General features: G+C 71.4%; 20 protein-coding genes. 17 read left to right on the top strand and 3 right to left on the bottom strand.

The features are described 5' to 3' along the window. The first annotated feature begins 8 nt into the window (after positions 1 to 8). Positions 9 to 1985 carry a threonine--tRNA ligase gene (gene thrS, locus AB0G63_RS28365; protein WP_360755733.1) on the top strand — a complete coding sequence of 659 codons (1977 nt, stop codon included), beginning with the start codon at positions 9 to 11 and terminating at the stop codon, positions 1983 to 1985. Between the two features lie 49 nt (positions 1986 to 2034). On the opposite strand, the gene AB0G63_RS28370 is transcribed toward thrS, so the two are convergent. Then, positions 2035 to 2691: an ion channel gene (locus AB0G63_RS28370; RefSeq protein ID WP_360755818.1), complete on the bottom strand. Its 657-nt coding sequence runs from the start codon at positions 2689 to 2691 to the stop codon at positions 2035 to 2037. Positions 2692 to 2761: 70 nt separating this feature from the next. Between AB0G63_RS28370 and AB0G63_RS28375 the strand changes: the two genes are divergently transcribed. Next, positions 2762 to 3328: an HIT domain-containing protein gene (locus tag AB0G63_RS28375; RefSeq protein ID WP_360755735.1), complete on the top strand. Its 567-nt coding sequence runs from the start codon at positions 2762 to 2764 to the stop codon at positions 3326 to 3328. A 32-nt stretch (positions 3329 to 3360) separates the two neighbouring features. Here AB0G63_RS28375 and AB0G63_RS28380 read toward each other — a convergent pair whose 3' ends face one another. Together AB0G63_RS28380 and AB0G63_RS28385 are read right to left on the bottom strand one after the other, a co-directional pair. Beyond that, on the bottom strand, positions 3361 to 5019 hold the full coding sequence (locus AB0G63_RS28380; RefSeq protein WP_360755738.1) for a hypothetical protein: 1659 nt from the start codon (positions 5017 to 5019) through the stop codon (positions 3361 to 3363). Positions 5020 to 5251: 232 nt separating this feature from the next. Continuing rightward, positions 5252 to 7450, bottom strand: coding sequence for an elongation factor G-like protein EF-G2 (locus tag AB0G63_RS28385; protein ID WP_360755741.1), 2199 nt, complete (start codon positions 7448 to 7450; stop codon positions 5252 to 5254). Positions 7451 to 7692: 242 nt separating this feature from the next. Here AB0G63_RS28385 and pgsA point away from each other — a divergent pair, with 242 nt between their 5' ends. The 15 genes from pgsA to AB0G63_RS28460 all read left to right on the top strand — a co-directional run bounded on the left by pgsA (position 7693) and on the right by AB0G63_RS28460 (position 24142). Next, entirely contained in the window at positions 7693 to 8430 is a 738-nt protein-coding gene (gene pgsA, locus AB0G63_RS28390; protein WP_360755821.1) for a phosphatidylinositol phosphate synthase, read from the top strand. Further along, positions 8427 to 9344 (top strand): phosphatidylinositol mannoside acyltransferase, encoded by a 918-nt coding sequence (locus AB0G63_RS28395; RefSeq protein WP_360755743.1) that lies wholly within the window; start codon positions 8427 to 8429, stop codon positions 9342 to 9344. The genes pgsA and AB0G63_RS28395 overlap by 4 nt, the downstream gene beginning before the upstream one ends. Further along, complete coding sequence (locus AB0G63_RS28400; RefSeq protein ID WP_360755746.1) at positions 9341 to 10558, top strand: glycosyltransferase family 4 protein; 1218 nt, start codon at positions 9341 to 9343, stop codon at positions 10556 to 10558. The genes AB0G63_RS28395 and AB0G63_RS28400 overlap by 4 nt, the downstream gene beginning before the upstream one ends. 1229 nt (positions 10559 to 11787) lie before the next feature. After that, on the top strand, positions 11788 to 12336 hold the full coding sequence (locus AB0G63_RS28405; protein ID WP_324788644.1) for a hypothetical protein: 549 nt from the start codon (positions 11788 to 11790) through the stop codon (positions 12334 to 12336). Positions 12337 to 12490: 154 nt separating this feature from the next. After that, entirely contained in the window at positions 12491 to 13402 is a 912-nt protein-coding gene (gene pdxS / locus AB0G63_RS28410) for a pyridoxal 5'-phosphate synthase lyase subunit PdxS (protein ID WP_360755749.1), read from the top strand. A gap of 4 nt (positions 13403 to 13406) precedes the next feature. Then, positions 13407 to 14024 carry a pyridoxal 5'-phosphate synthase glutaminase subunit PdxT gene (pdxT, locus tag AB0G63_RS28415; RefSeq protein ID WP_360755751.1) on the top strand — a complete coding sequence of 206 codons (618 nt, stop codon included), beginning with the start codon at positions 13407 to 13409 and terminating at the stop codon, positions 14022 to 14024. 78 nt (positions 14025 to 14102) lie between these two features. After that, entirely contained in the window at positions 14103 to 14855 is a 753-nt protein-coding gene (locus AB0G63_RS28420) for a YebC/PmpR family DNA-binding transcriptional regulator (RefSeq protein WP_360755754.1), read from the top strand. Between the two features lie 120 nt (positions 14856 to 14975). Continuing rightward, positions 14976 to 15515: a crossover junction endodeoxyribonuclease RuvC gene (gene ruvC / locus AB0G63_RS28425; protein WP_360755756.1), complete on the top strand. Its 540-nt coding sequence runs from the start codon at positions 14976 to 14978 to the stop codon at positions 15513 to 15515. Continuing rightward, the gene (ruvA, locus tag AB0G63_RS28430) at positions 15512 to 16117 is read left to right on the top strand and encodes a Holliday junction branch migration protein RuvA (RefSeq protein WP_360755759.1); all 606 of its coding nucleotides are present in this window, start codon (positions 15512 to 15514) and stop codon (positions 16115 to 16117) included. The genes ruvC and ruvA overlap by 4 nt, the downstream gene beginning before the upstream one ends. A 25-nt stretch (positions 16118 to 16142) precedes the next feature. Continuing rightward, positions 16143 to 17213, top strand: a complete 1071-nt coding sequence (gene ruvB / locus AB0G63_RS28435) for a Holliday junction branch migration DNA helicase RuvB (RefSeq protein ID WP_360755761.1) — start codon at positions 16143 to 16145, stop codon at positions 17211 to 17213. 190 nt (positions 17214 to 17403) lie between these two features. Then, complete coding sequence (gene yajC, locus AB0G63_RS28440; RefSeq protein WP_360755824.1) at positions 17404 to 17895, top strand: preprotein translocase subunit YajC; 492 nt, start codon at positions 17404 to 17406, stop codon at positions 17893 to 17895. Between the two features lie 132 nt (positions 17896 to 18027). Beyond that, the gene (gene secD, locus AB0G63_RS28445) at positions 18028 to 19779 is read left to right on the top strand and encodes a protein translocase subunit SecD (protein WP_360755764.1); all 1752 of its coding nucleotides are present in this window, start codon (positions 18028 to 18030) and stop codon (positions 19777 to 19779) included. Position 19780: 1 nt separating this feature from the next. Beyond that, on the top strand, positions 19781 to 20899 hold the full coding sequence (secF, locus tag AB0G63_RS28450) for a protein translocase subunit SecF (protein WP_360755767.1): 1119 nt from the start codon (positions 19781 to 19783) through the stop codon (positions 20897 to 20899). Beyond that, positions 20896 to 21435, top strand: a complete 540-nt coding sequence (locus AB0G63_RS28455) for an adenine phosphoribosyltransferase (RefSeq protein WP_324788635.1) — start codon at positions 20896 to 20898, stop codon at positions 21433 to 21435. Before secF ends, AB0G63_RS28455 begins: the two co-directional genes overlap by 4 nt. 172 nt (positions 21436 to 21607) lie before the next feature. Beyond that, positions 21608 to 24142, top strand: a complete 2535-nt coding sequence (locus AB0G63_RS28460; RefSeq protein WP_360755770.1) for a bifunctional (p)ppGpp synthetase/guanosine-3',5'-bis(diphosphate) 3'-pyrophosphohydrolase — start codon at positions 21608 to 21610, stop codon at positions 24140 to 24142. Positions 24143 to 24173 lie beyond the last annotated feature (31 nt).

The raw sequence follows: 24173 nt of genomic DNA on the forward strand, positions 1-24173 counted from the left end.
AGAGACCGGTGTCAGACGTCCGTGTGATCATCCAACGCGATTCCGAGCGGGAAGAGCGCGTGGTGACGACGGGCACCACGGCCGCCGAGATCTTCGCGGGCGAGCGGTCGGTCATCGCCGTACGCGTCGGCGGCGAGCTCAAGGACCTGTCGTACGTGCCCGCGGACGGCGAGACCGTGGAGGGCGTCGAGATCTCCTCCGAGGACGGTCTGAACATCCTGCGCCACTCCACCGCGCACGTCATGGCGCAGGCCGTGCAGGAGCTGTTCCCCGAGGCCAAGCTGGGCATCGGCCCGCCCGTCAAGGACGGCTTCTACTACGACTTCGACGTCGACCGGCCCTTCACGCCCGAGGATCTCAAGGCCGTCGAGAAGAAGATGCAGGAGATCCAGAAGCGCGGGCAGAAGTTCGCCCGCCGGGTCGTCACCGACGAGGCCGCCCGCGAGGAGCTCGCGGACGAGCCGTACAAGCTGGAGCTGATCGGCCTCAAGGGCTCGGCCTCCTCCGACGACGGCGCGGACGTCGAGGTCGGCGCGGGCGAGCTGACGATCTACGACAACCTGGACGCCAAGACCGGCGAGCTGTGCTGGAAGGACCTCTGCCGCGGTCCCCACCTGCCCTCCACCCGCCTGATCCCGGCGTTCAAGCTGATGCGCAACGCGGCCGCCTACTGGCGCGGCAGCGAGAAGAACCCGATGCTCCAGCGCATCTACGGCACCGCCTGGCCGTCCAAGGACGAGCTGAAGCAGTACCTGGACTTCCTCGCCGAGGCCGAGAAGCGCGACCACCGCAAGCTGGGCAGCGAGCTCGACCTGTTCTCCATCCCGGAGCAGATCGGCTCCGGCCTCGCCGTCTTCCACCCCAAGGGCGGCATCGTCCGCCGCGTGATGGAGGACTACTCGCGCCGCCGCCACGAGGAGGAGGGCTACGAGTTCGTCTACACCCCGCACGCGACGAAGGGGAAGCTCTTCGAGACCTCGGGCCACCTGGACTGGTACGCCGACGGCATGTACCCGCCCATGCAGCTCGACGAGGGCGTGGACTACTACCTCAAGCCCATGAACTGCCCGATGCACAACCTGATCTTCGACGCGCGCGGCCGCTCCTACCGCGAACTGCCGCTGCGCCTCTTCGAGTTCGGGACCGTGTACCGGTACGAGAAGTCGGGCGTGGTGCACGGCCTGACCCGGGCCCGCGGCTTCACCCAGGACGACGCGCACATCTACTGCACCCGCGAGCAGATGGCGGACGAGCTCGACAAGACGCTCACCTTCGTGCTCAACCTGCTGCGCGACTACGGCCTGACCGACTTCTACCTCGAACTGTCCACCAAGGACCCGGAGAAGTTCGTCGGCTCCGACGAGGTGTGGGAGGAGGCGACCGAGACCCTCCGCCAGGTCGCCGAAAAGCAGGGCCTGCCGCTGGTCCCCGACCCGGGCGGCGCCGCCTTCTACGGTCCGAAGATCTCCGTCCAGGCCAAGGACGCCATCGGCCGCACCTGGCAGATGTCGACCGTCCAGCTCGACTTCAACCTGCCGGAGCGCTTCGACCTGCAGTACACGGCGGCCGACGGCAGCAAGCAGCGCCCGGTCATGATCCACCGCGCGCTGTTCGGGTCGATCGAGCGCTTCTTCGCCGTCCTGCTCGAGCACTACGCGGGCGCCTTCCCGGCCTGGCTGGCCCCGGTGCAGGCGATCGGCATCCCGATCGGCGACGCGCACGTGGAGTACCTGCAGAAGTTCGCCGCCGCGGCGAAGAAGCAGGGCCTGCGCGTCGAGGTGGACTCCTCCTCCGACCGCATGCAGAAGAAGATCCGCAACGCCCAGAAGCAGAAGGTGCCCTTCATGGTCATCGCGGGCGACGAGGACATGTCGAACGGCTCGGTGTCCTTCCGCTACCGCGACGGCTCGCAGGAGAACGGCATCCCGTTCGACGAGGCCATCGCGAAGATCGAGAAGATCGTCCAGGAGCGGGTCCAGGTCTGACCCGGCACCCCATGGGCCCCCGGGGAGCCGGCCGACGCCGTCGCGTCGGTCAGCCGCCCGGGGGCCTCTCTTCGTCCTCGCGGGCGAAGACGTGCAGCAGCCAGGACGCGAAGGTGCCGGTCACGGCGCCGAGCAGCGCCACACCGATCAACATGATCCCGACCGCGATCACCCGCCCCAGCGGCGTGACCGGCGCGATGTCGCCGTAGCCGACCGTCGCGAGGGTCGCGCACGTCCACCAGACGGCGTCACCGAAGGTGCGCATGGTCGCGTGCGGCGCGTCACGCTCCTGCTGGTAGACGGCGAGGGAGCCCGCGAAGCCGAGCAGCGTGACGGAGATCCCCGCGTAGGCCATCACACGCGCGTGCAGGGCGAGCCGCGGCCGCCCGCCCCGCCGCTGCATGCCCTCGTACAGCCTGACGACCCGCACCGGACGCAACAGCGGCAGCACCAGCACCACGGTGTCCAGCCAGTGCGTCCGCACGAAGCGCGGCCCCTCCCCGCTCAGCCGCCAGCGCACCGCGTAGTCGACGGCGAACAGCGCCCAGGAGGCCAGCGTGAGCGCCAGGCACAGGTTCAGCCAGACGTCCGGCAGGCCGTTGTCCAGGACGCGGACCGCGTACGAGGCGAGGAACACCAGCGCCCCCACGGCGAGCGGCGGCCCGGTGAGCCTCTCCCAGCGGGCCAAGCGGCTGTCGTCGTCCATCATCGGCCCAGCTTGGCCCGCGGCCGGCCCCGGCGGCCCCCGGCGACACGCTCCGAACGGGCGACGCCATATGCTGCACTGCATGACGAGTGAGCCCGAGCAGCAGTGGGGAGTGGGCACCCAGGACGCGTTCCAGCGCCTGTGGACGCCCCATCGGATGGCCTACATCCAGGGTGAGAACAAGCCGACCGGCCCGGGCGCCGGCGACGGCTGTCCCTTCTGCTCGATCCCGGCCAAGTCCGACGAGGACGGCCTGATCGTCAAGCGCGGCGAGCAGGTCTACGCGGTGCTGAACCTGTACCCGTACAACGGCGGCCACCTGATGGTCGTCCCCTACCGGCACGTCGCCGACTACACCGACCTCACCGACCCGGAGACGGTCGAGCTCGCCGCCCTGACCAAGCAGGCGATGACGGCGCTGCGCACCGCCTCCGGCGCCCACGGCTTCAACGTCGGCATGAACCAGGGCTCGGTCGCCGGGGCCGGCATCGCGGCCCACCTCCACCAGCACATCGTGCCCCGCTGGGGCGGGGACACGAACTTCATGCCCGTGGTCGGTCACACCAGGGTGCTGCCGCAGCTGCTGGCCGACACGAGGAAGATGCTGGCGGAGGCCTGGCCCGGCCGGGGCGTCTGAGCCCGGCCGGGACCCCTGGGACACCCGGGCCGTCAGGCGTCGTAGGTGTCGGCCTTCTTCGGCGTCGCCTCCTGGACCGCGCCGCTGAGGGCCGACGACCGCGATTTGAACTTCTCGACGTTCACACGGTGCTCCTGCAGCACCTGCAACGCCGCGTGGTGGACCCGCCGCAGGACCGGCGTGGCCGCGCGCAGCACGTCGTCGCTCATGAACCGGTGGCCCCAGGGCTGGTCGGCCCAGGCGTGCCGCAGACCGAACGGCTCGGGCAGGCCTATGGAGCCGCCGAGCCAGTTCAGCAGCGGCGGGTTCCAGCGCATGGCGGCGCGGGCGGACAGCCGTACGACCTCGTCCGGGGTGACCAGCGGCAGGTTGATCTTCCGGGTCTCCCAGAACTTGACGGTCTTGGCGACCTCCTTGGTCGGGGCCGAGGGCTTGCCGTAGAACAGGCCGTTCACCGGGCCGAGGGCATGGCCGGTGACCTCGATGCGCAGCGTCTCCTTGAGCACGGTGACCGTGATCATCATGGTGATGATCAACTGGCTGTCCCACAGGGCCCACTGCACTCCCAGGTAGTGCCGGTCGCCGCTGTCGAACTGCTTGTGGTTGCAGATGCTCTCCATGGCGCTCGGCTTGACCTGGAACCCCTCCACGTCCGGTCCCTCGGGCCGGGAGACCTCCTTGGCGTCCGGGGCGATCGGGGTGACGACCCAGTCCCGCACGTCGGGCGGCGGGAATCCGCCCGTCTTCAGACGCTGGCGCGGAAGCAGCTTCAGCTCGTCGTGTATGGCGCGGACGACCGTCCAGCTGCGGAACTCGTGGATGGCCTTGTCCGGGTCGGCCGGCTCCAGTTCCTCGGCGAGGTGCCAGGCGCCCCAGCGCGTTCCCATGCCGAGTATGCCCTTGCGGCCGGCGTAGAAGACGGAGTTGGACTGCTGCTCGGCGTTCAACTTGGCCAGCGACTGCCGCAGTTGCTCGGCCGCGGTCTCGTCGGGCTTGGTCGGTACGGCCTCCGGGACGGCGGCGCCGACGTTGCTGCCGGACAGCAGGCCGTTCCACCGCTCCCGCAGGTCCTTCGCGGTCCGCTCGCAGATCTGCTTCGCCAGGAACCAGCCGGCCACGGGCGCGACGACCGCCCCGCGCGCGTACCACCCCCACAGGCCGGCGAACGGCAGCCGGACCAGGAACAGCACCGCCAGGGCCCCGACCGCGACGAGCAGGACGGTGGCCATGCCGGAGACCCGCTTGTTCTCCTGCCGGGCCATGGTGGCCCGCAGCTGGAACACCAGCAGCCAGACCAGCAGGCCGGGCAGGAACAGCACCCCGCACAGCAGCATGATCGCGGTGAGCTTGCGGTCGCGGTCGCGGCGGATGCGGTTGGCCGCCAGACAGTGGTCGACGACCACCTGCGGCTCCATGCCGAAGGACTGTATGAGGGGCTTGCGGCCCGCTCCCAGCATGCGGCTGATCACCGCCTGGGAGAACGCCTCACCGAGGTTGGGGCGGAAGATCTTCGCCCAGGAGCGTCCCGTGTTGACCGTCGTCTCGTGCCACTCGTTGTCGGCCTTCTTGATCTCCTCGACCGGCCCGTCCCGGTAGGCCGCCGAGGCCAGCGCGAAGGTCGCCGTCAGACTTCCTCCGGTCCGCGGCTCCTGCGGACCGAAAAAGTCCGAGTAACTCGCGTCAACGGTCATTCCCGCCCCCGATCGCCGCGCGGTTTCGCCTATGCGGCTCTTCCCGACTTCCTTGCTCCGCACACCTGTTGATCAGTTCGTCATGGTGTCCCGTGACAACTTGATCAGGTAGTCGTCAGCGTATCCGCAGGCACCGGACGTTCGTCGGCGGACGGCCGAAGCCGCCCGCCGACACGGAGCGGAGCGTTCCCCGCGGGTTGCGCACGGGCCGCCGAAGAGCGCCCGGCGCCCACTACCCGGAGTCGCGCGCCTCTTGACGGATCCTTTCGGCGATCTGCGGGGGCATCGGCTCGTGCCGCGCGTAACGGCGGCTGAACCGCGCGGTCCCGTGCGAGAGGGAGCGCAGGTCGACGGCGTACCGCCCGATCTCGATCTCGGGCACCTCGGCCCGGACGACCGTGCGGCCGCCGCTGGTCTGCTCGGTGCCGAGCACCCGGCCGCGCCGCCCCGACAGGTCGCTCATCACGGCGCCCACGTAGTCGTCGCCGACCAGGACGCTCACCTCGGCCACCGGCTCCAGCAGATGGATCCTCGCGTCGGCCGTGGCCTCCCGCAGCGCGAGCGCGCCCGCCGTCTGGAACGCGGCGTCGGAGGAGTCCACCGAGTGCGCCTTGCCGTCGAGCAGCGTGACCCGGACGTCGATCAGCGGATAGCCGGCCGCCACCCCCTTGGCGGCCTGGGCGCGCACGCCCTTCTCGACCGACGGGATGAACTGCCGCGGCACCGCGCCGCCGACCACCTTGTCCACGAACTCGATGCCCGAACCGCCCGGCAGCGGCTCCACCTCGATCTCGCAGATGGCGAACTGCCCGTGCCCGCCGGACTGCTTCACGTGCCGCCCGCGCCCGCCGGCCTTCCCGGCGAACGTCTCACGCAGGGAGACCTTGTGCGGGACGACGTCGACCTGGACGCCGTAGCGGCTGCGCAGCCGTTCCAGCGCGACGTCCGCGTGCGCCTCGCCCAGGCACCACAGCACCACCTGGTGGGTGTCCTGGTTCTGCTCCAGGCGCATCGTCGGGTCCTCGGCGACCAGCCGGGCCAGACCCTGGGAGAGCTTGTCCTCGTCCGCCTTGCTGTGCGCCTGGATGGCGATCGGCAGCAGCGGGTCGGGCATCTCCCACGGCTCCATCAGCAGCGGGTCGTCCTTGGCGGACAGCGTGTCCCCGGTCTCGGCGCGGCCGAGCTTGGCCACGCACACCAGGTCGCCCGCGACGGCGTGCGTCACCGGGCGCTGCTGCTTGCCGAACGGGGTCGACAGCGCGCCGATGCGCTCGTCGACGTCGTGGTCCTCGTGCCCGCGGTCGGCCAGCCCGTGGCCGGAGACGTGCACCGTCTGGTCGGGGCGCAGGGTCCCGGAGAAGACGCGGACCAGCGAGAGGCGGCCGACGTAGGGGTCGGAGGACGTCTTGACGACCTCGGCGACCAGCGGGCCGTCGGTGTCGCACGGCTTCAGCTCGCGCGGCTCGCCGTCGATGGTGGTGACGCCCGGCGTGGGGTGCTCGAACGGCGTCGGGAACCCGCCGGTGATCAGGTCCAGCAGCTCCACGGTGCCGAGCCCCTGCCGGGCGCCCTCGGCCGCGGGCGCGGCGGCCAGCACGGGGAAGAACACCCCGCGCGCGACGGCCCGTTCCAGGTCCTCGATGAGCGTCTTGACGTCGATCTGCTCACCGCCGAGGTAGCGGTCCATGAGGGTCTCGTCCTCGCTCTCCGAGATGATCCCCTCGATCAGCCGGTTGCGGGCGTCCGCGAGCTGCGGCAGCCGGTCCTCGCCCGGCTCGGACTCCTTGCGCTCGCCGGTGGAGTAGTCGAACAGCCGCTGCGTCAGCAGGCCCGTCAGTCCGGTCACGGGCGCGTGCCCGTCGGGACCCTGCGGGCCGTGCAGCGGGAGGTACAGCGGCAGCACGGCGTCGGGGTCGTCGCCGCCGAAGGCCTCCGCGCAGATCCGCGTCATCTCCTCGAAGTCCGCCCGCGCGGCCTCCAGATGCGTGATCACGATCGCCCGCGGCATGCCGACGGCCGCGCACTCGTCCCACACCATCCGCGTCGAGCCGTCCACGCCGTCGGAGGCGGAGACGACGAAAAGGGCCGCGTCCGCCGCTCGCAGACCGGCCCTGAGCTCCCCGACGAAGTCGGCGTATCCGGGGGTGTCGAGGAGGTTTATCTTGATGCCGTCCCATTCGACGGGCACCAGGGAGAGCTGCACCGAGCGCTGCTGCCGGTGCTCGATCTCGTCGTAGTCGGAGACGGTGCCGCCGTCCTCCACGCGGCCCGCCCGGTTCACCGCTCCCGCCGTGAGCGCGAGAGCCTCCACCAACGTGGTCTTGCCCGATCCGCTGTGGCCGACCAGCACCACATTCCTTACGGACGCGGGGTGGTCGGCCGCTGTAGCCCTGCCGGCGGCTCCGGGGTGTGGGTTCGCCTTGTCGCCCATGATCCTGCCTCCCGTGACGGTGAGGTCACTGTGGGCGCGGACATGCGGAGCCTGCCCAGACCTGGTCCGGGAGGTGCCCCGGCGGTGACGGCTCCGGTGACGCCCGCGGTCATTCGAGCTTTGCACTCCCGTCACGGTGCGTCCATACGACGGCAGCGATCGTGCCCGTAGGTCCCTGCGCAAGCGGCCGCCGGTCCCCCGTGCGAGTGCCCGGCCGTCGCACCATCACGCGCGTGGCTACGATGGGCCAGCCGGTGGCCAGCAGGGGCCGCGCGGCCACACCGACCCTCGGGAAGGCCATGCTGAACAAGTACGCGCGTGCATTCTTCACGCGTGTCCTCACACCGTTCGCCGCGTTTCTGATCCGACGGGGCGTCAGCCCCGACACGGTCACGCTCATCGGCACCGCCGGAGTGGTCGCGGGCGCGCTGGTCTTCTACCCCAGGGGCGAGTTCTTCTGGGGCACGGTCGTGATCACGCTGTTCGTGTTCTCCGACCTCGTCGACGGCAACATGGCCCGCCAGCTGGGCCGCTCCAGCCGCTGGGGCGCGTTCCTCGACTCCACGCTCGACCGGGTCGCCGACGGCGCGATCTTCGGCGGCTTCGCCCTGTGGTACGCGGGCGGCGGCAACGACGTCGTGCTGTGCGCGGTCTCCATCTTCTGCCTGGCCAGCGGCCAGGTGGTGTCGTACACCAAGGCCCGCGGCGAGTCGATCGGCCTGCCGGTCGCCGTCAACGGCCTGGTCGAGCGCGCCGAACGCCTGGTGATCTCCCTGGTCGCGGCCGGCTTCGCGGGCCTGCACAAGTTCGGCGTCCCCGGCATCCAGTACCTGCTGCCCGTCGCCCTGTGGATCGTGGCCGTCGGCAGCCTGGTCACGCTGATCCAGCGGGTCGTCACCGTCCGCCGGGAGTCCGCCGAGGCGGAGGCCGCCGCGGACGGCCGGGACAGCACCGCACAGGGGCGCGAGGCGGCGAAGTGAGCGCCCGTGACCGGCTGACGGACGGGCTGTACGGCCTCGGCTGGGGCGTGGTCAAGAAGCTCCCCGAGCCCGTCGCGGTGCGCCTCGGACGCAGCATCGCCGACCTCACCTGGAAGCAGCGCGGCAAGGGCGTACGGCGGCTGGAGAGCAACTACGCGCGCGTGGTGCCCGGCGCGAGCCCCGAGCGGCTGGCCGAGCTGTCCCGCGCCGGCCTGCGCTCGTACCTGCGCTACTGGATGGAGTCCTTCCGGCTGCCCGCCTGGAGCGCCGAGCGCATCAGGAACGGCTTCGCCCCGAAGGACCTGCACTACCTGACCGACGGGCTCGCCGCCGGCCGCGGCGTCGTCCTCGCGCTGCCCCACATGGCCAACTGGGACCTGGCCGGCGCCTGGGTCACCACCGCGCTCGGCACGCCGTTCACCACGGTCGCCGAACGCCTGAAGCCCGAGACGCTCTACGACCGCTTCGTCGCCTACCGCGAGGGCCTCGGCATGGAGGTCCTGCCGCACAGCGGGGGCACCGCCTTCGGCACGCTGGCCCGGCGGCTGCGCGACGGCGGCCTGGTCTGCCTGGTCGCCGAGCGCGACCTGTCCTCCTCCGGCGTCGAGGTGACGTTCTTCGGCGAGGCCACCCGGATGCCCGCGGGCCCCGCCCTGCTCGCTCAGCAGACCGGCGCGCTGCTGCTGCCGGTGACCCTCTGGTACGACGGCTCGCCGGTGATGCAGGGACGCGTGCATCCGCCGGTCGAGGTCCCCGGGACAGGTACCCGGGCGGAGAAGACGTCTGCCATGACACAGGCGCTGGCCGACACCTTCGCCACGGGGATCGCCGAACATCCGGAGGACTGGCACATGCTGCAGCGGTTGTGGCTCGCGGACCTGGAACCCCGCCCGTCGGACGGGGAGCGCCCGTGAGGATCGGCATCGTCTGCCCGTACTCCTGGGACGTGCCCGGCGGCGTCCAGTTCCACATCCGCGACCTCGCCGAGTACTTCATCCGCCTCGGCCACGAGGTCTCCGTCCTGGCCCCGGCCGACGACGACACCCCGCTGCCGCCGTACGTCGTCTCGGCCGGGCGCGCGGTCCCGGTGCCGTACAACGGGTCGGTCGCCCGCCTGAACTTCGGCTTCCTCAGCGCCGCGCGGGTGCGCCGGTGGCTGCACGACGGCCACTTCGACGTGGTGCACATCCACGAGCCGACGTCGCCGTCGCTGGGCCTGCTGACCTGCTGGGCCGCGCAGGGCCCGATCGTGGCCACCTTCCACACGTCCAACCCGCGCTCCCGCGCGATGCTCGCGGCGTACGCCATCCTGCAGGCGGCGCTGGAGAAGATCAGCGCCCGGATCGCGGTCAGCGAGTACGCCCGCCGTACGCTCGTCGAACACCTCGGCGGCGACGCGGTGGTCATCCCCAACGGCGTCGACGTCGACTTCTTCGCGCGCGCCGAGCCCAGGCCCGAGTGGCAGTCGGAAGAGGCCCGGGGCTCGGCCGAGGGCGGTTCCGGGGGAGGGGAGGGCGGCACGATCGGCTTCATCGGCCGCATCGACGAGCCCCGCAAGGGCCTGCCGGTGCTGATGAAGGCCCTGCCGAAGATCCTCGCCGCCCGCCCGCGGACCCGGCTGCTGGTCGCGGGCCGCGGCGACGAGGAGGAGGCCGTCCGGTCGCTGCCCGCCGAGCTGCGCTCCCGCGTGGAGTTCCTCGGCATGATCAGCGACGAGGACAAGGCGCGCTTCCTGCGCAGCGTCGACCTGTACGTCGCCCCGAACACCGGTGGCGAGAGCTTCGGCATCATCCTCGTCGAGGCCATGTCGGCGGGCGCCCCCGTGCTCGCCTCGGACCTCGACGCCTTCGCCCAGGTGCTCGACCAGGGCACGGCGGGGGAGCTGTTCCCCAACGAGGACTCCGACGCCCTCGCCGAGGCGGCCGTCCGCCTCCTCGCGGACCCGGCCCGCCGGGCCGAGCTGCGGGAGCGGGGGAGCGTGCACGTACGACGCTTCGACTGGTCGACGGTCGGCGCGGACATCCTGTCGGTGTACGAGACGGTCACCGACGGCACGTCGGCGGTGGCGGCGGCCGAGGACGACGGCACCCGCAGCCTGCGCGCACGCTTCGGCCTGGCCAGGGACTGAGGACCGGCGCGACCTGGGACTCGCGCGACCTGGGTCTCGCGAGACCTGGGGACTCGCGAGACCTGGGGATCCGCGCGCCCTGGGACCCCCGCCGTCGGCACCGCTCGGGCCCGGTGAGCGAGGGCCGGGCATGCTCCGGGCCGGTTCCCTGCGCCGGGCCGGTCCGGTGGGTGCGGGCTTCGCGTTGCGGGTCGGCGGTGGCCGGTGGCGGCCGGGCCCGGTAGGCGTGCGCTGAGCCGGTTCCCGGTGCCGGGCCGGGGCCGTGGGTGCGGGCCTCGCGCGGCGGGGCCTGCGGTGGTCGGTGGCTTGCGAGCCCTGGCCTCGCGCCGCGGGTCGGCAGTGGGCGGGTGGCGGGCGTTGGCGGGGCGCGGCGGGTGTGCTCCGGGCCGGTCCGGCGGGTGCGGGCTTCGCGTGGCGGGCCTGCGGTGGTCGGTGGCATGAGAGTTCTGGCTTCGCGCGGTGGGTTTGCGGCGTGCTTGCGCTGGGCCGGTTCCCGGCGCCGGTCCGGGCCCGTGGGTGCGGACTTCGTGCGACGAGGTCTGCGGTGGCTGGTGGGCGGGTGGCGGGCGTCGGTGGGGCGCGGTGGGTGTGCTCCGGGCCGGTTCCCGGCTCCGGGCGAGTGGAGGGGGCTGGCCTGGCGTGGCGGGGCCTCCGGCGGCTTTCCTGGCGGTCGACGTCTTCGGTGGTGGGCCGGCGGCTTGGGCGCGGCTGTCCGTTGCGCCCGGTGGGTGCGCACTGGTCCGGTTCCCGGCGCCGGGCCGGGCCCCTGGGTGCGGGCCTCGCGCGGCGGGGCCCGCGCTGGCCGGTGGCGGCGTCGGTGGGGCGGTGGGCGTGTGCCGGGTCGGTTCCCGGCTCCGGGCCGGGGCCTTGGGGGCGGACCTGGCATGGCGGGGTCTGCGGCGGCTGGTTCCTGGTGGTCGATGTCCGCGGGGTGCTGCATCCACGGCGGCTATGGCGCGGCTGCCCGTTGTGTCCGGCTGGCGCCGGTGCCCGGGGCCGGCCCCGGGCGTGTGAGGGGCCCGGCCCGCGCCGGGGCCTGGGGGGCCGCGGCGGCCGGTACGGGGACGGCCGTCCCCGAGACGACCGTCCCCGCGGGGCCGGTGAGGCGGTGGTCCGCGGGGACGGTAACCGGAGCCGGGGCGTTCGGCTCGTCCGGGGTTCTCGGGTGACCGTCCCGCCGAGCGCACCGCGGGACCCGGCGGGGGCGTCGGCGCGTAATCTTGCCGCCCGTGACCGCAACCCTCATCTGGACCCTCGTCGTCCTCGTCGCGATCGGCCTGTACCTCAGCTGGACGGCCGGCCGGCTCGACCGGCTGCACTCCCGGATCGACGCGGCCCGCGCCGCGCTCGACGCGCAACTGCTGCGCCGGGCCTCCGTGGCCCAGGAACTCGCGACCTCCGGCGTCCTCGACCCGGCCGCGTCGATCGTCCTGTACGAGGCCGCGCACGCCGCCCGACAGGCCGAGGAGGACCAGCGGGAGGTCGCCGAGAGCGAGCTCAGCCAGGCGTTGCGGGCCGTGTTCGCCGAGCCGGCCCAGGTGGAGGCGGTGCGTGCGGCGCCCGGCGGCGAGGAGGCCGCGCACGAACTCACCGAGGCCGTGCGACGCGTTCCGATGGCCCGGCGCTTCTACAACGACGCGGTGGGAGCCGTGCGCCGACTGCGCGAGCACCGCAAGGTCCGCTGGTTCCGGCTGGCCGGCCACGCCCCCTTCCCGATGGCCTTCGAGATGGACGACGAGCCGCCGACGGCGCTGGCCGACCGGGCGGCCCAGACCTGACCGGCGACCGCCGCACCCCTCCGCGCGGAGCGGCCGCACCCCTCCGCGCGGAGAAAAGGATCCACCGGCTTGCCATTGGCCCTTGCTGTGGACTGGTCCACTCGCGTTTCCTCGGTGCTCGCAGCAACCCTCTTTCACCGAGTGAGGTAAACCCGTGTCCAGCACGCTCTCCGAAAACCAGGCCCCCGAGACCGGCACCGCCCGCGTGAAGCGCGGCATGGCCGAGCAGCTCAAGGGCGGCGTGATCATGGACGTCGTCACGCCGGAGCAGGCGAAGATCGCCGAGGACGCGGGCGCCGTCGCCGTCATGGCACTGGAGCGGGTCCCGGCCGACATCCGCAAGGACGGCGGCGTGGCCCGCATGTCCGACCCGGACATGATCGAGGGCATCATCGAGGCCGTCTCGATCCCGGTCATGGCCAAGTCCCGCATCGGCCACTTCGTCGAGGCCCAGGTCCTGCAGTCCCTCGGCGTCGACTACATCGACGAGTCCGAGGTGCTCACCCCGGCAGACGAGGTCAACCACTCCGACAAGTGGGCCTTCACGACCCCCTTCGTCTGCGGCGCCACCAACCTCGGCGAGGCCCTGCGCCGCATCGCCGAGGGCGCGGCCATGATCCGCTCCAAGGGCGAGGCCGGCACCGGCAACGTCGTCGAGGCCGTCCGCCACCTGCGCCAGATCAAGAACGAGATCGCCCGCCTGCGCGGCTACGACAACCACGAGCTGTACGCCGCCGCGAAGGAGCTGCGCGCCCCCTACGAGCTCGTCAAGGAGGTCGCCGAGCTCGGCAAGCTGCCGGTCGTGCTGTTCTCCGCCGGCGGCGTGGCCACCCCCGCCGACGCCGCCCTGATGCGCCAGCTCGGCGCCGAGGGCGTCTTCGTCGGCTCCGGCATCTTCAAGTCCGGCGACCCGGCCAAGCGCGCCGCCGCCATCGTGAAGGCCACCACCTTCTACGACGACCCGAAGATCATCGCGGACGCGTCCCGCAACCTCGGCGAGGCCATGGTCGGCATCAACTGCGACACCCTCCCCGAGTCCGAGCGCTACGCCAACCGCGGCTGGTAGTCCCATGCCGGAATCATCCGAGGCCCCCGTCATCGGCGTCCTGGCCCTCCAGGGCGACGTACGGGAGCACCTCATCGCCCTGGCCGCGGCCGACGCCGTGGCCAGGCCGGTGCGGCGCCCCGAGGAACTCGCCGAGGTCGACGGCCTGGTCGTCCCCGGCGGCGAGTCCACCACCATCTCCAAGCTGGCCGTCCTCTTCGGCGTGATGGAGCCCCTGCGCGCCCGCGTGCGGGACGGCCTGCCCGTCTACGGCACCTGCGCGGGCATGATCATGCTCGCCGACAAGATCCTCGACCCGCGCTCCGGCCAGGAGACCATCGGCGGCATCGACATGATCGTGCGCCGCAACGCCTTCGGACGCCAGAACGAGTCCTTCGAGGCGGCGGTCGACGTCAAGGGCGTCGCGGGGGACCCCGTGGAGGGCGTCTTCATCCGCGCCCCCTGGGTCGAGTCCGTCGGGGCCGGGGCCGAGGTGCTCGCCGAGCACGACGGCCACATCGTCGCCGTCCGCCAGGGGAACGCGTTGGCCACGTCCTTCCACCCGGAACTGACCGGCGACCACCGCGTGCACGGGCTCTTCGTCGACATGGTGCGCGCGAACCGGGCAGCGGAGTCCTTGTAGGATCTCGGGGGGTCCCCCCGCGCCCTTAAGGCCTGGGGGAGTTCGTCATGTGGATGGTTACGCGAAGGAGACAGGCAGATGTCCGGCCACTCTAAATGGGCTACGACGAAGCACAAGAAGGCCGTGATCGACGCCAAGCGCGGCAAGCTCTTCGCGAAGCTGATCAAGAACATCGAGGTCGCGGCGCGGATGGGCGGCGTCGACCTCGACGGCAACCCGACGCTCTACGACGCCGTCCAGAAGGCCAAGAAGCAGTCGGTGCCGAACAAGAACATCGACTCCGCGATCAAGCGCGGCGGTGGACTCGAGGCCGGCGGCGCCGACTACGAGACGATCATGTACGAGGGCTACGGCCCGAACGGTGTCGCGGTGCTCATCGAGTGCCTCACCGACAACCGCAACCGCGCCGCCTCCGACGTCCGCGTCGCCATGACCCGCAACGGCGGCTCCATGGCGGACCCGGGCTCCGTGTCGTACATGTTCAGCCGCAAGGGCGTCGTCATCGTCCCCAAGGGCGAGCTGACCGAGGACGACGTGCTCGGCGCCGTGCTGGACGCGGGCGCCGAGGAGGTCAACGACCTTGGCGAGTCCTTCGAGGTGATCAGCGAGGCCACCGACCTGGTCGCGGTCCGCACCGCCCTCCAGGACGCCGGGATCGACTACGACTCCGCCGAGTCCAGCTTCGTGCCGTCCGTCCAGGTCGAACTGGACGAGGAGGGCGCCAAGAAGATCTTCAAGCTGATCGACGCGCTCGAGGACAGCGACGACGTGCAGAACGTCTTCGCCAACTTCGACGTCAGCGACGAGATCATGGAGAAGGTCGACGCCTGAGCCGAGGCCCGTTCCTCGCCCGTCGTCGTGGACCTCGTACGGCCCTCCCTTCATGTCGGGCCGCCGCGTTGTCGGTGGCACCCGATAGCCTGCACGAACAGGCGGGCGAAGGGAGGGCACGTGCGCGTACTGGGGGTGGACCCCGGACTGACCCGGTGCGGTGTCGGCGTGGTCGAGGGGGTCGCGGGCCGGCCGCTCACCATGGTCGCCGTCGGCGTCGTCCGCACACCGCCGGACGCCGATCTGGGGCACCGCCTGGTCGCCATCGAGCAGGGCGTCGAAGAATGGCTGGATCTGCACCGGCCCGAATACGTCGCCGTGGAGCGGGTGTTCAGCCAGCACAACGTGCGCACGGTGATGGGAACCGCCCAGGCCAGCGCCGTCGCCATGCTCTGCGCCGCCCGCCGCGGCATCCCCGTCGCCCTGCACACCCCCAGCGAGGTCAAGGCAGCCGTCACCGGTTCCGGCCGCGCCGACAAGGCCCAGGTCGGCGCCATGGTCACCCGGCTGCTCCGGCTCGACGCGCCGCCCAGACCCGCCGACGCCGCCGACGCCCTCGCCCTCGCCATCTGCCACATCTGGCGCGCCCCCGCCCAGAACCGGCTGCAGCAGGCCGTCGCCCTGCAGGCGGCCAGAGCATCGAAAGGCCGTAGCGCATGATCGCCTTCGTCAGCGGACCGGTCGCCGCCCTCGCCCCCGACTCCGCGGTCGTCGAGGTGGGCGGGATCGGCATCGCCGTCCAGTGCACGCCGAACACGCTCTCCGGGCTGCGCGCGGGCCAGCACGCCAGGCTGGCCACCTCCCTGGTCGTCCGCGAGGACTCGCTCACCCTGTACGGCTTCGCCGACGACGACGAGCGCCAGACCTTCGAGCTGTTGCAGACCGCCAGCGGCGTCGGCCCCCGCCTCGCCCAGGCGATGCTGGCCGTGCACTCCCCGGACGCCCTGCGCCGGGCCGTCTCCACCGGCGACGAGAAGGCGCTCACCGCCGTCCCCGGCATCGGCAAGAAGGGCGCCCAGAAACTCCTGCTGGAGCTCAAGGACCGCCTCGGCGAGCCGGTCGGCGCCCCGGCCGCCGGCCCGGCGGCCGACGGCGGCTGGCGCGACCAGCTGCACGCCGCGCTGGTCGGCCTCGGGTACGCCACCCGCGAGGCCGACGAGGCGGTGGCCGCCGTGACCCCGCAGGCGGAGGCCGCCGAGGGCGCCCCGCAGGTCGGCCGGTTGCTGAGGGCCGCCCTGCAGACCCTGAACCGAGCCCGCTGACCGACCCGACCCCGAGGCACACCACATGAACTGGGACGACCCGACCGACGCCGCCGCCCCCGAGCGGCTGGTGGCCTCCGTCGCCGACCGCGAGGACCAGGCCGTCGAGGCCGCCCTGCGCCCCAAGGACCTGGGCGAGTTCATCGGCCAGGAGAAGGTCCGCGAACAGCTCGACCTCGTGCTGCGCGCGGCACGCGCGCGTGGCGCCACCGCCGACCACGTGCTGCTGTCCGGCGCCCCCGGCCTCGGCAAGACCACCCTCTCCATGATCATCGCGGCCGAGATGGGCGCACCCATCCGCATCACCTCCGGCCCCGCCATCCAGCACGCCGGCGACCTCGCCGCGATCCTGTCCTCCCTCCAGGAGGGCGAGGTCCTCTTCCTCGACGAGATCCACCGCATGTCCCGGCCCGCCGAGGAGATGCTGTACATGGCGATGGAGGACTTCCGCGTCGACGTCATCGTCGGCAAGGGCCCCGGCGCCACCGCCATCCCCCTCGAACTCCCGCCGTTCACCCTGGTCGGCGCCACCACCCGGGCGGGCCTGCTGCCGCCGCCGCTGCGCGACCGCTTCGGCTTCACCGCGCACATGGAGTTCTACGAGCCCGCCGAACTCGAGCGCGTCATCCACCGCTCGGCCGGCCTGCTCGACGTCGAGATCGAGGGCGACGGCGCCGCCGAGATCGCGGGCCGCTCCCGCGGCACGCCCCGCATCGCCAACCGCCTGCTGCGCCGCGTGCGCGACTACGCGCAGGTCAAGGCCGACGGCCTGATCACCAGGGACATCGCCGCAGCGGCCCTCGCGGTCTACGAGGTCGACGCCCGCGGCCTCGACCGCCTCGACCGCGCGGTGCTGGAGGCGCTGCTCAAGCTGTTCGGCGGCGGCCCTGTCGGCCTGTCCACACTCGCCGTCGCCGTGGGGGAGGAGCGGGAGACCGTCGAGGAGGTCGCCGAGCCCTTCCTCGTACGGGAGGGACTGCTCGCCCGCACCCCGCGCGGACGGGTCGCGACGCCCGCCGCATGGGCGCATCTCGGCCTCACCCCGCCCGGCACGTCGACCGTGGGAAACGGACAACAGGACTTGTTCGGGACGTGACGCCTCCATGACGGCGCGGGCATTGGCCGGAGCAGGAACCCAGGTGCCATGCTGAGCGTTGTTCCCTGCGCGGGGACTCGCTTAGACTCCGCCGATGCCGCCGTTGTCGACGGCATACACACCCCCATCCAACAGGCCGCTGTCCGCCGCGGTCGTGCGAAGGAAATTCCGTCCCGTGAATAACATCGGCATGCTCCTCCCGTTCATCGTGCTCATCGGGGCCATGTTCCTCATGACCCGCTCGGCCAAGCGCAAGCAGCAGCAGGCCGCGCAGATGCGCAACGAGATGCAGCCCGGCAGCGGCGTCCGCACCATCGGGGGCATGTACGCGACGGTCAAGGAGGTCAACGAGGACACGGTCCTCCTCGACGCCGGTCCGGGTGTCGAGCTCCTCTTCGCGAAGAACGCCATCGGTGCCGTCCTCACCGACGACGAGTACAACCGCATCGTGCACGGCATCGAGCACGACCTGAAGTCCGACGCCGACGTCGTCCCCGACGACGCCTCCTCCCTCACCGAGACCGACGACTCCGCCGACGAAGCTGCCGCCGCCTCCGACGACAAGTCCGTCGACCTCGGCAAGAAGGACGCGCCCGAGGAGCCGGCCGACGAGACTCCGGCCGCCGAGGCGAAGTCGGACGACGATCCGAAGAAGACCGACGGCGACTCCGACGCGAAGTAGCCGTGCCCCGGGGCGCGCGGACAGGCACCGCGCGCCCCGGATCATGCGCGGCTCGCACGGGATCCCGACACCATGTCATGGCCGCCCGCCCGCAGATCCGGCGCGCGGCGGCCCGAGAGGGAGTACGAGAAGGTGGCAGCACCTAAGAGGGGCCGTATCGCGAGCGCCCAGAGCAAACCATGGCGCTCGCTGGCCCTCATCCTGATCGCCATCGTGGCGCTCACCGCAGGGATGTTCGCCTCCGGGCACACCACCCCGCGTCTCGGCATCGACCTGGCCGGCGGCACGAGCATCACGCTGCGGGCGGTCGCCGAGCCGGGCCAGGAGTCCGCGATCAACAAGACCAACATGGACACCGCGGTGGAGATCATGAACCGCCGTGTCAACGGTCTTGGCGTCTCGGAGGCCGAGGTTCAGACCCAGGGTGACAAGAACATCATCGTCAACATCCCCAAGGGCACGAACTCCAAGGAGGCACGGCAGCAGGTCGGCACCACCGCCAAGCTGTACTTCCGCCCGGTGATCGCGACCGAGAGTTCCGGTGGCGCCGCCACGGCCACCCCGTCGCCGAGCGCCTCCAGCAGCGCCTCGGGCAAGGCGACCGAAAAGGCGACGGACAAGTCCACCTCGTCGGCCACTCCCTCGGCCTCCTCCACCTCCCAGGGCCGCGCCGTCACCGACGCGCTCAAGGCGGACTCGTCCCCGAGCGCCAGCGCCAGTGCGAGTGCGAGCGCGTCCTCCAGCGCCTCTCCGTCCGCGAGCGGCAGCACCTCCACCAGCAAGCTCGAAGCGCAGTACGCCGCGCTCGACTGCACCAAGAAGTCCGTCCGCGCCACGGCCGGCAAGGGCGCCAAGCCCACCGATCCCACCGTCGCCTGCGGCGAGACCTCGCCGGGCCAGTGGCAGAAGTACATCCTCGGCCCGGCCGAGGTGGACGGCACCGACGTCAAGAAGGCGCAGGCCGTCTTCAACACGCAGACCGCCGCCGGCTGGACCGTCACCATGGACTTCACGTCCAAGGGCACCAAGAAGTTCGGCGACGTCACCGGCAAGCTGGCCAAGAACCAGCCCCCGCAGAACCAGTTCGCCATCGTCCTGGACGGCAACGTCGTCTCCGACCCCCGCGTCAACGAGGCGCTGACCGGCGGCAACGCGGAGATCTCCGGCAACTTCAGCCAGGAGGAGGCCCAGAGCCTCGCCAACATGCTGAAGTACGGCGCGCTGCCGCTGACCTTCAAGGAGGACAGCGTCACCACGGTGACCGCCGCGCTCGGCGGCGAGCAGCTGCACGCCGGTCTGATCGCGGGCGCGATCGGCCTCGCCCTGGTCGTCGTCTACCTGCTGGTCTTCTACCGCGGCCTGTCGGTCATCGCGATCCCCTCGCTGCTGGTCTCCGCGCTCCTCACGTACGTGATCATGACGCTGCTCGGCCCGGCCATCGGCTTCGCGCTGAACCTGCCGGCCGTCTGCGGCGCGATCGTCGCCATCGGCATCACCGCGGACTCGTTCATCGTGTTCTTCGAGCGCATCCGCGACGAGATCCGCGAGGGCCGCTCGCTGCGGCCGGCCGTCGAGCGGGCCTGGCCGCGCGCCCGGCGCACCATCCTGGTCTCCGACTTCGTGTCGTTCCTCGCCGCCGCGGTGCTGTTCATCGTCACCGTCGGCAAGGTCCAGGGCTTCGCGTTCACGCTCGGCCTGACCACCGTGCTCGACGTGGTCGTCGTCTTCCTGTTCACCAAGCCGCTGATGACGATCCTCGCGCGCCGGAAGTTCTTCGCGAGCGGCCACAAGCTCTCCGGCCTGGACCCCAAGGCCCTCGGCGCCAAGGCCCCGCTGCGCCGCACCCGTCGTCCCGCCCGCCCCGCCGACCCGAAGGAGGCGTGAGATGTCCAAGCTCGGCAGCCTCGGCGCCCGACTGCACCGCGGCGAGGTCGGCTACGACTTCGTCGGCAACCGCAAGCTCTGGTACGGCATCTCGATCCTGATCACCATCACGGCCGTCCTCGGCCTGGCGGTGCGCGGCCTGAACATGGGCATCGAGTTCCAGGGCGGCGCGGTCTTCACGACGCCCAAGAACATGAGCGTCTCCGTCGCCCAGACCGAGACGTTCGCGCAGGACGCCTCCGGTCACGACGCCATCGTCCAGAAGCTCGGCGACGGCAGCCTGCGCATCCAGATCGCCGGCATCGACACCGACAAGTCGGACCACATCAAGGACCAGCTGGCCAAGGACCTCAAGGTCAACACGGAGAAGATCAACGCCGACCTGGTCGGCCCGAGCTGGGGCGACCAGATCGCCAACAAGGCCTGGCAGGGCCTGGCGATCTTCATGATCCTCGTGGTGATCTACCTGGCGATCGCCTTCGAGTGGCGCATGGCGGTCGCGGCGCTCGTCGCCCTCGTCCACGACATCACCATCACCACCGGCATCTACGCCCTCGTCGGCTTCGAGGTCACGCCGGGCACGGTGATCGGTCTGCTGACGATCCTCGGTTACTCGCTCTACGACACGGTCGTCGTCTTCGACAGCCTCAAGGAGCAGACGAAGGACATCACCAAGCAGACCCGCTGGACCTACAGCGACATCGCCAACCGCTCCATCAACGGCACCCTGATGCGTTCCATCAACACCACGGTGGTCGCACTGCTGCCCGTCGCGGGCCTGCTGTTCATCGGCGGCGGCGTCCTCGGCGCGGGCATGCTGAACGACATCTCGCTGTCGCTGTTCGTCGGCCTCGCGGCGGGCGCGTACTCCTCGATCTTCATCGCCACGCCCCTGGTCGCCGACCTCAAGGAGCGCGAGCCGCAGATGAAGGCGCTGAAGAAGCGCGTCCTCGCCAAGCGCGCCCAGGCCGCCGCGCAGGGCGAGCCGCTGGAGCCCGAGGACGTCGGCGCGCTCCACGACGACGAGCCCGAGGACGCCGCCCCGGCGGTCGTCGGCCCGCGCAACCAGCCCGCGTCCCGCACCCGGGGCCGTGGCCGATCCTCGGGCAAGCGCCGGTGACCGGCATCGAGGAACTGCTGCTGAGCCGCATCCGTGACGTGGCCGACTACCCGGAGCCCGGGGTGATGTTCAAGGACATCACCCCGCTTCTGGCGGACCCGGCGGCCTTCACGGCGCTCACCGACACCCTCGCCCGGTTCGCCTCCGGAACCGGCGCCACCAAGGTCGTCGGCCTGGAGGCCCGCGGCTTCATCCTCGGCGCCCCGGTCGCCGTCCGGGCCGGCCTGGGCTTCGTCCCGGTACGCAAGGCGGGCAAGCTCCCCGGGGCCACCCTCGCCCAGTCCTACGAGCTGGAGTACGGCTCGGCGGAGATCGAGGTGCACGCCGAGGACCTCACCGCCGAGGACCGCGTCCTGATCGTCGACGACGTCCTCGCCACCGGCGGCACCGCGGAGGCGTCCATCCAGCTCATCCGCAGGGCCGGCGCCGAGGTCGCGGGCCTCGCCGTGCTGATGGAGCTCGGCTTCCTCGGCGGCCGCACCCGCCTGGAGCCCGCGCTCGGCAGCGCTCCGCTGGAGGCGCTGCTCGTGGTCTGAACACCCTTTCCGGGCAACGGGGCGGGCACCGGAGGAATCCGGCGCCCGCCCCGTGCGTTTCCCTGGTGTACGGCCCTCACAGTGGCCTGACGGCGATCCTGAGGCCCAGGATCGCTACCATGGGGTCTCCGGAGCCTGACCGGGGGACCCGGATCGCGCACGAGGAGTCCTCTTGCCAGACGAGGCCCAGCACCTGACCGCCGCCAAGCCCGAGTCCGCCTCGGCGGCCGCGGCCAAGCCCGCGCCGAACACGCCGCACGCGAAGAACGACGCCCGCGGGCCGGTCGAAGGCGCCGCCACGCCCGTCGACAAGCCGGCCGACCACGCGCGCCCCAAGCCGGCCCCTCCGGAGCGCCCCCAGACGGCCCCCGCCGTCCGCCCGAACGCCGGCCCGCCCGCTCGCACCGGCTCCTCCAACCGCGTCCGCGCCCGCCTCGCCCGCCTCGGAGTGCAGCGCTCCAACCCCTACAACCCGGTGCTGGAGCCGCTGCTGCGGATAGTGCGCAGCAACGACCCGAAGATCGAGACGGCCACGCTCCGCCAGATCGAGAACGCCTACCAGGTGGCCGAGCGCTGGCACCGCGGGCAGAAGCGCAAGAGCGGCGACCCGTACATCACGCACCCGCTCGCGGTGACCACCATCCTCGCCGAGCTGGGCATGGATCCGGCCACCCTGATGGCGGGCCTGCTGCACGACACCGTCGAGGACACCGATTACGGCCTCGACCAGCTGCGCCGCGACTTCGGCGACCAGGTCGCCCTCCTCGTCGACGGCGTCACCAAGCTGGACAAGGTCAAGTTCGGCGAGGCCGCCCAGGCCGAGACCGTGCGCAAGATGGTCGTCGCCATGGCCAAGGACCCCCGCGTCCTGGTCATCAAGCTCGCCGACCGCCTGCACAACATGCGCACCATGCGCTACCTCAAGCGGGAGAAGCAGGAGAAGAAGGCGCGCGAGACCCTCGAGATCTACGCGCCGCTCGCCCACCGCCTGGGCATGAACACCATCAAGTGGGAGCTGGAGGATCTCGCCTTCGCGATCCTCTACCCCAAGATGTACGACGAGATCGTCCGCCTGGTCGCCGAGCGCGCCCCCAAGCGCGACGAGTACCTCGCCATAGTGACCGACGAGGTGCAGCAGGACCTGCGCGCCGCCCGCATCAAGGCGACCGTCACCGGCCGCCCGAAGCACTACTACAGCGTCTACCAGAAGATGATCGTCCGCGGCCGCGACTTCGCGGAGATCTACGACCTGGTCGGCATCCGCGTCCTCGTCGACACCGTCCGCGACTGCTACGCGGCACTGGGCACCGTCCACGCCCGCTGGAACCCGGTTCCGGGGCGGTTCAAGGACTACATCGCGATGCCCAAGTTCAACATGTACCAGTCGCTGCACACCACGGTGATCGGCCCCAACGGCAAGCCGGTCGAACTCCAGATCCGCACGTTCGACATGCACCGCCGCGCCGAGTACGGCATCGCCGCGCACTGGAAGTACAAGCAGGAGGCCGTCGCCGGCGCATCGAAGGTGCGCACCGACGCGCCCCGCACGTCCGCCAAGGACAAGGACGCCATCAACGACATGGCGTGGCTGAGGCAGCTGCTGGACTGGCAGAAGGAGACCGAGGACCCCAGCGAGTTCCTGGAGTCCCTGCGCTTCGACCTGTCCCGCAACGAGGTCTTCGTCTTCACCCCCAAGGGCGACGTCATAGCGCTCCCGGCCGGGGCCACCCCGGTCGACTTCGCGTACGCCGTCCACACCGAGGTCGGCCACCGCACGATAGGAGCACGGGTCAACGGCCGCCTCGTACCGCTGGAGTCGACGCTCGACAACGGCGACCTGGTGGAGGTCTTCACCTCCAAGGCGGCAGGCGCGGGTCCCTCCCGCGACTGGCTCGGCTTCGTCAAGTCACCGCGCGCCCGCAACAAGATCCGGGGCTGGTTCTCCAAGGAGCGCCGCGACGAGGCGATCGAGCAGGGCAAGGACGCCATCGTCCGCGCCATGCGCAAGCAGAACCTGCCGATCCAGCGCATCCTGACCGGCGACTCGCTGGTCACGCTCGCGCACGAGATGCGCTACTCCGACATCTCCGCGCTGTACGCGGCGATCGGCGAGGGCCACGTCTCCGCGCAGAACATCGTGCAGAAGCTCGTCCAGGCGCTCGGCGGCGAGGAGGCGGCCACCGAGGAGATCGACGAGTCGGTCCCGCCGGCCCGCAGCCGCAGCCGCAAGCGCCGCTCCAGCGCCGACCCCGGCGTCATCGTCAAGGGCGTCGAGGACGTGTGGGTCAAGCTGGCCCGCTGCTGCACGCCCGTACCGGGCGACCCGATCATCGGTTTCGTCACGCGCGGCAGCGGAGTATCGGTTCACCGCAGCGACTGCGTCAACGTGGAGTCACTGTCCCGCGAGCCCGAGCGCATCCTCGACGTCGAGTGGGCGCCCACCCAGTCCTCGGTCTTCCTGGTCGCCATCCAGGTCGAGGCGCTGGACCGCTCCAGGCTGCTGTCGGACGTCACCCGCGTGCTGTCCGACCAGCACGTCAACATCCTCTCCGCGGCCGTGCAGACCTCCCGCGACCGCGTCGCCACCTCCCGCTTCACCTTCGAGATGGGCGACCCCAAGCACCTCGGACACGTCCTGAAGGCGGTACGGGGCGTCGAGGGCGTCTACGACGTGTACCGGGTGACGTCGGCCCGCAACAGGTCGTAGCGACAGGTCCCCCTGACAGAGCACGTCGTGA

It is taken from the genome of Streptomyces sp. NPDC020996, assembly GCF_040641355.1.
GTDB lineage: Bacteria > Actinomycetota > Actinomycetes > Streptomycetales > Streptomycetaceae > Streptomyces.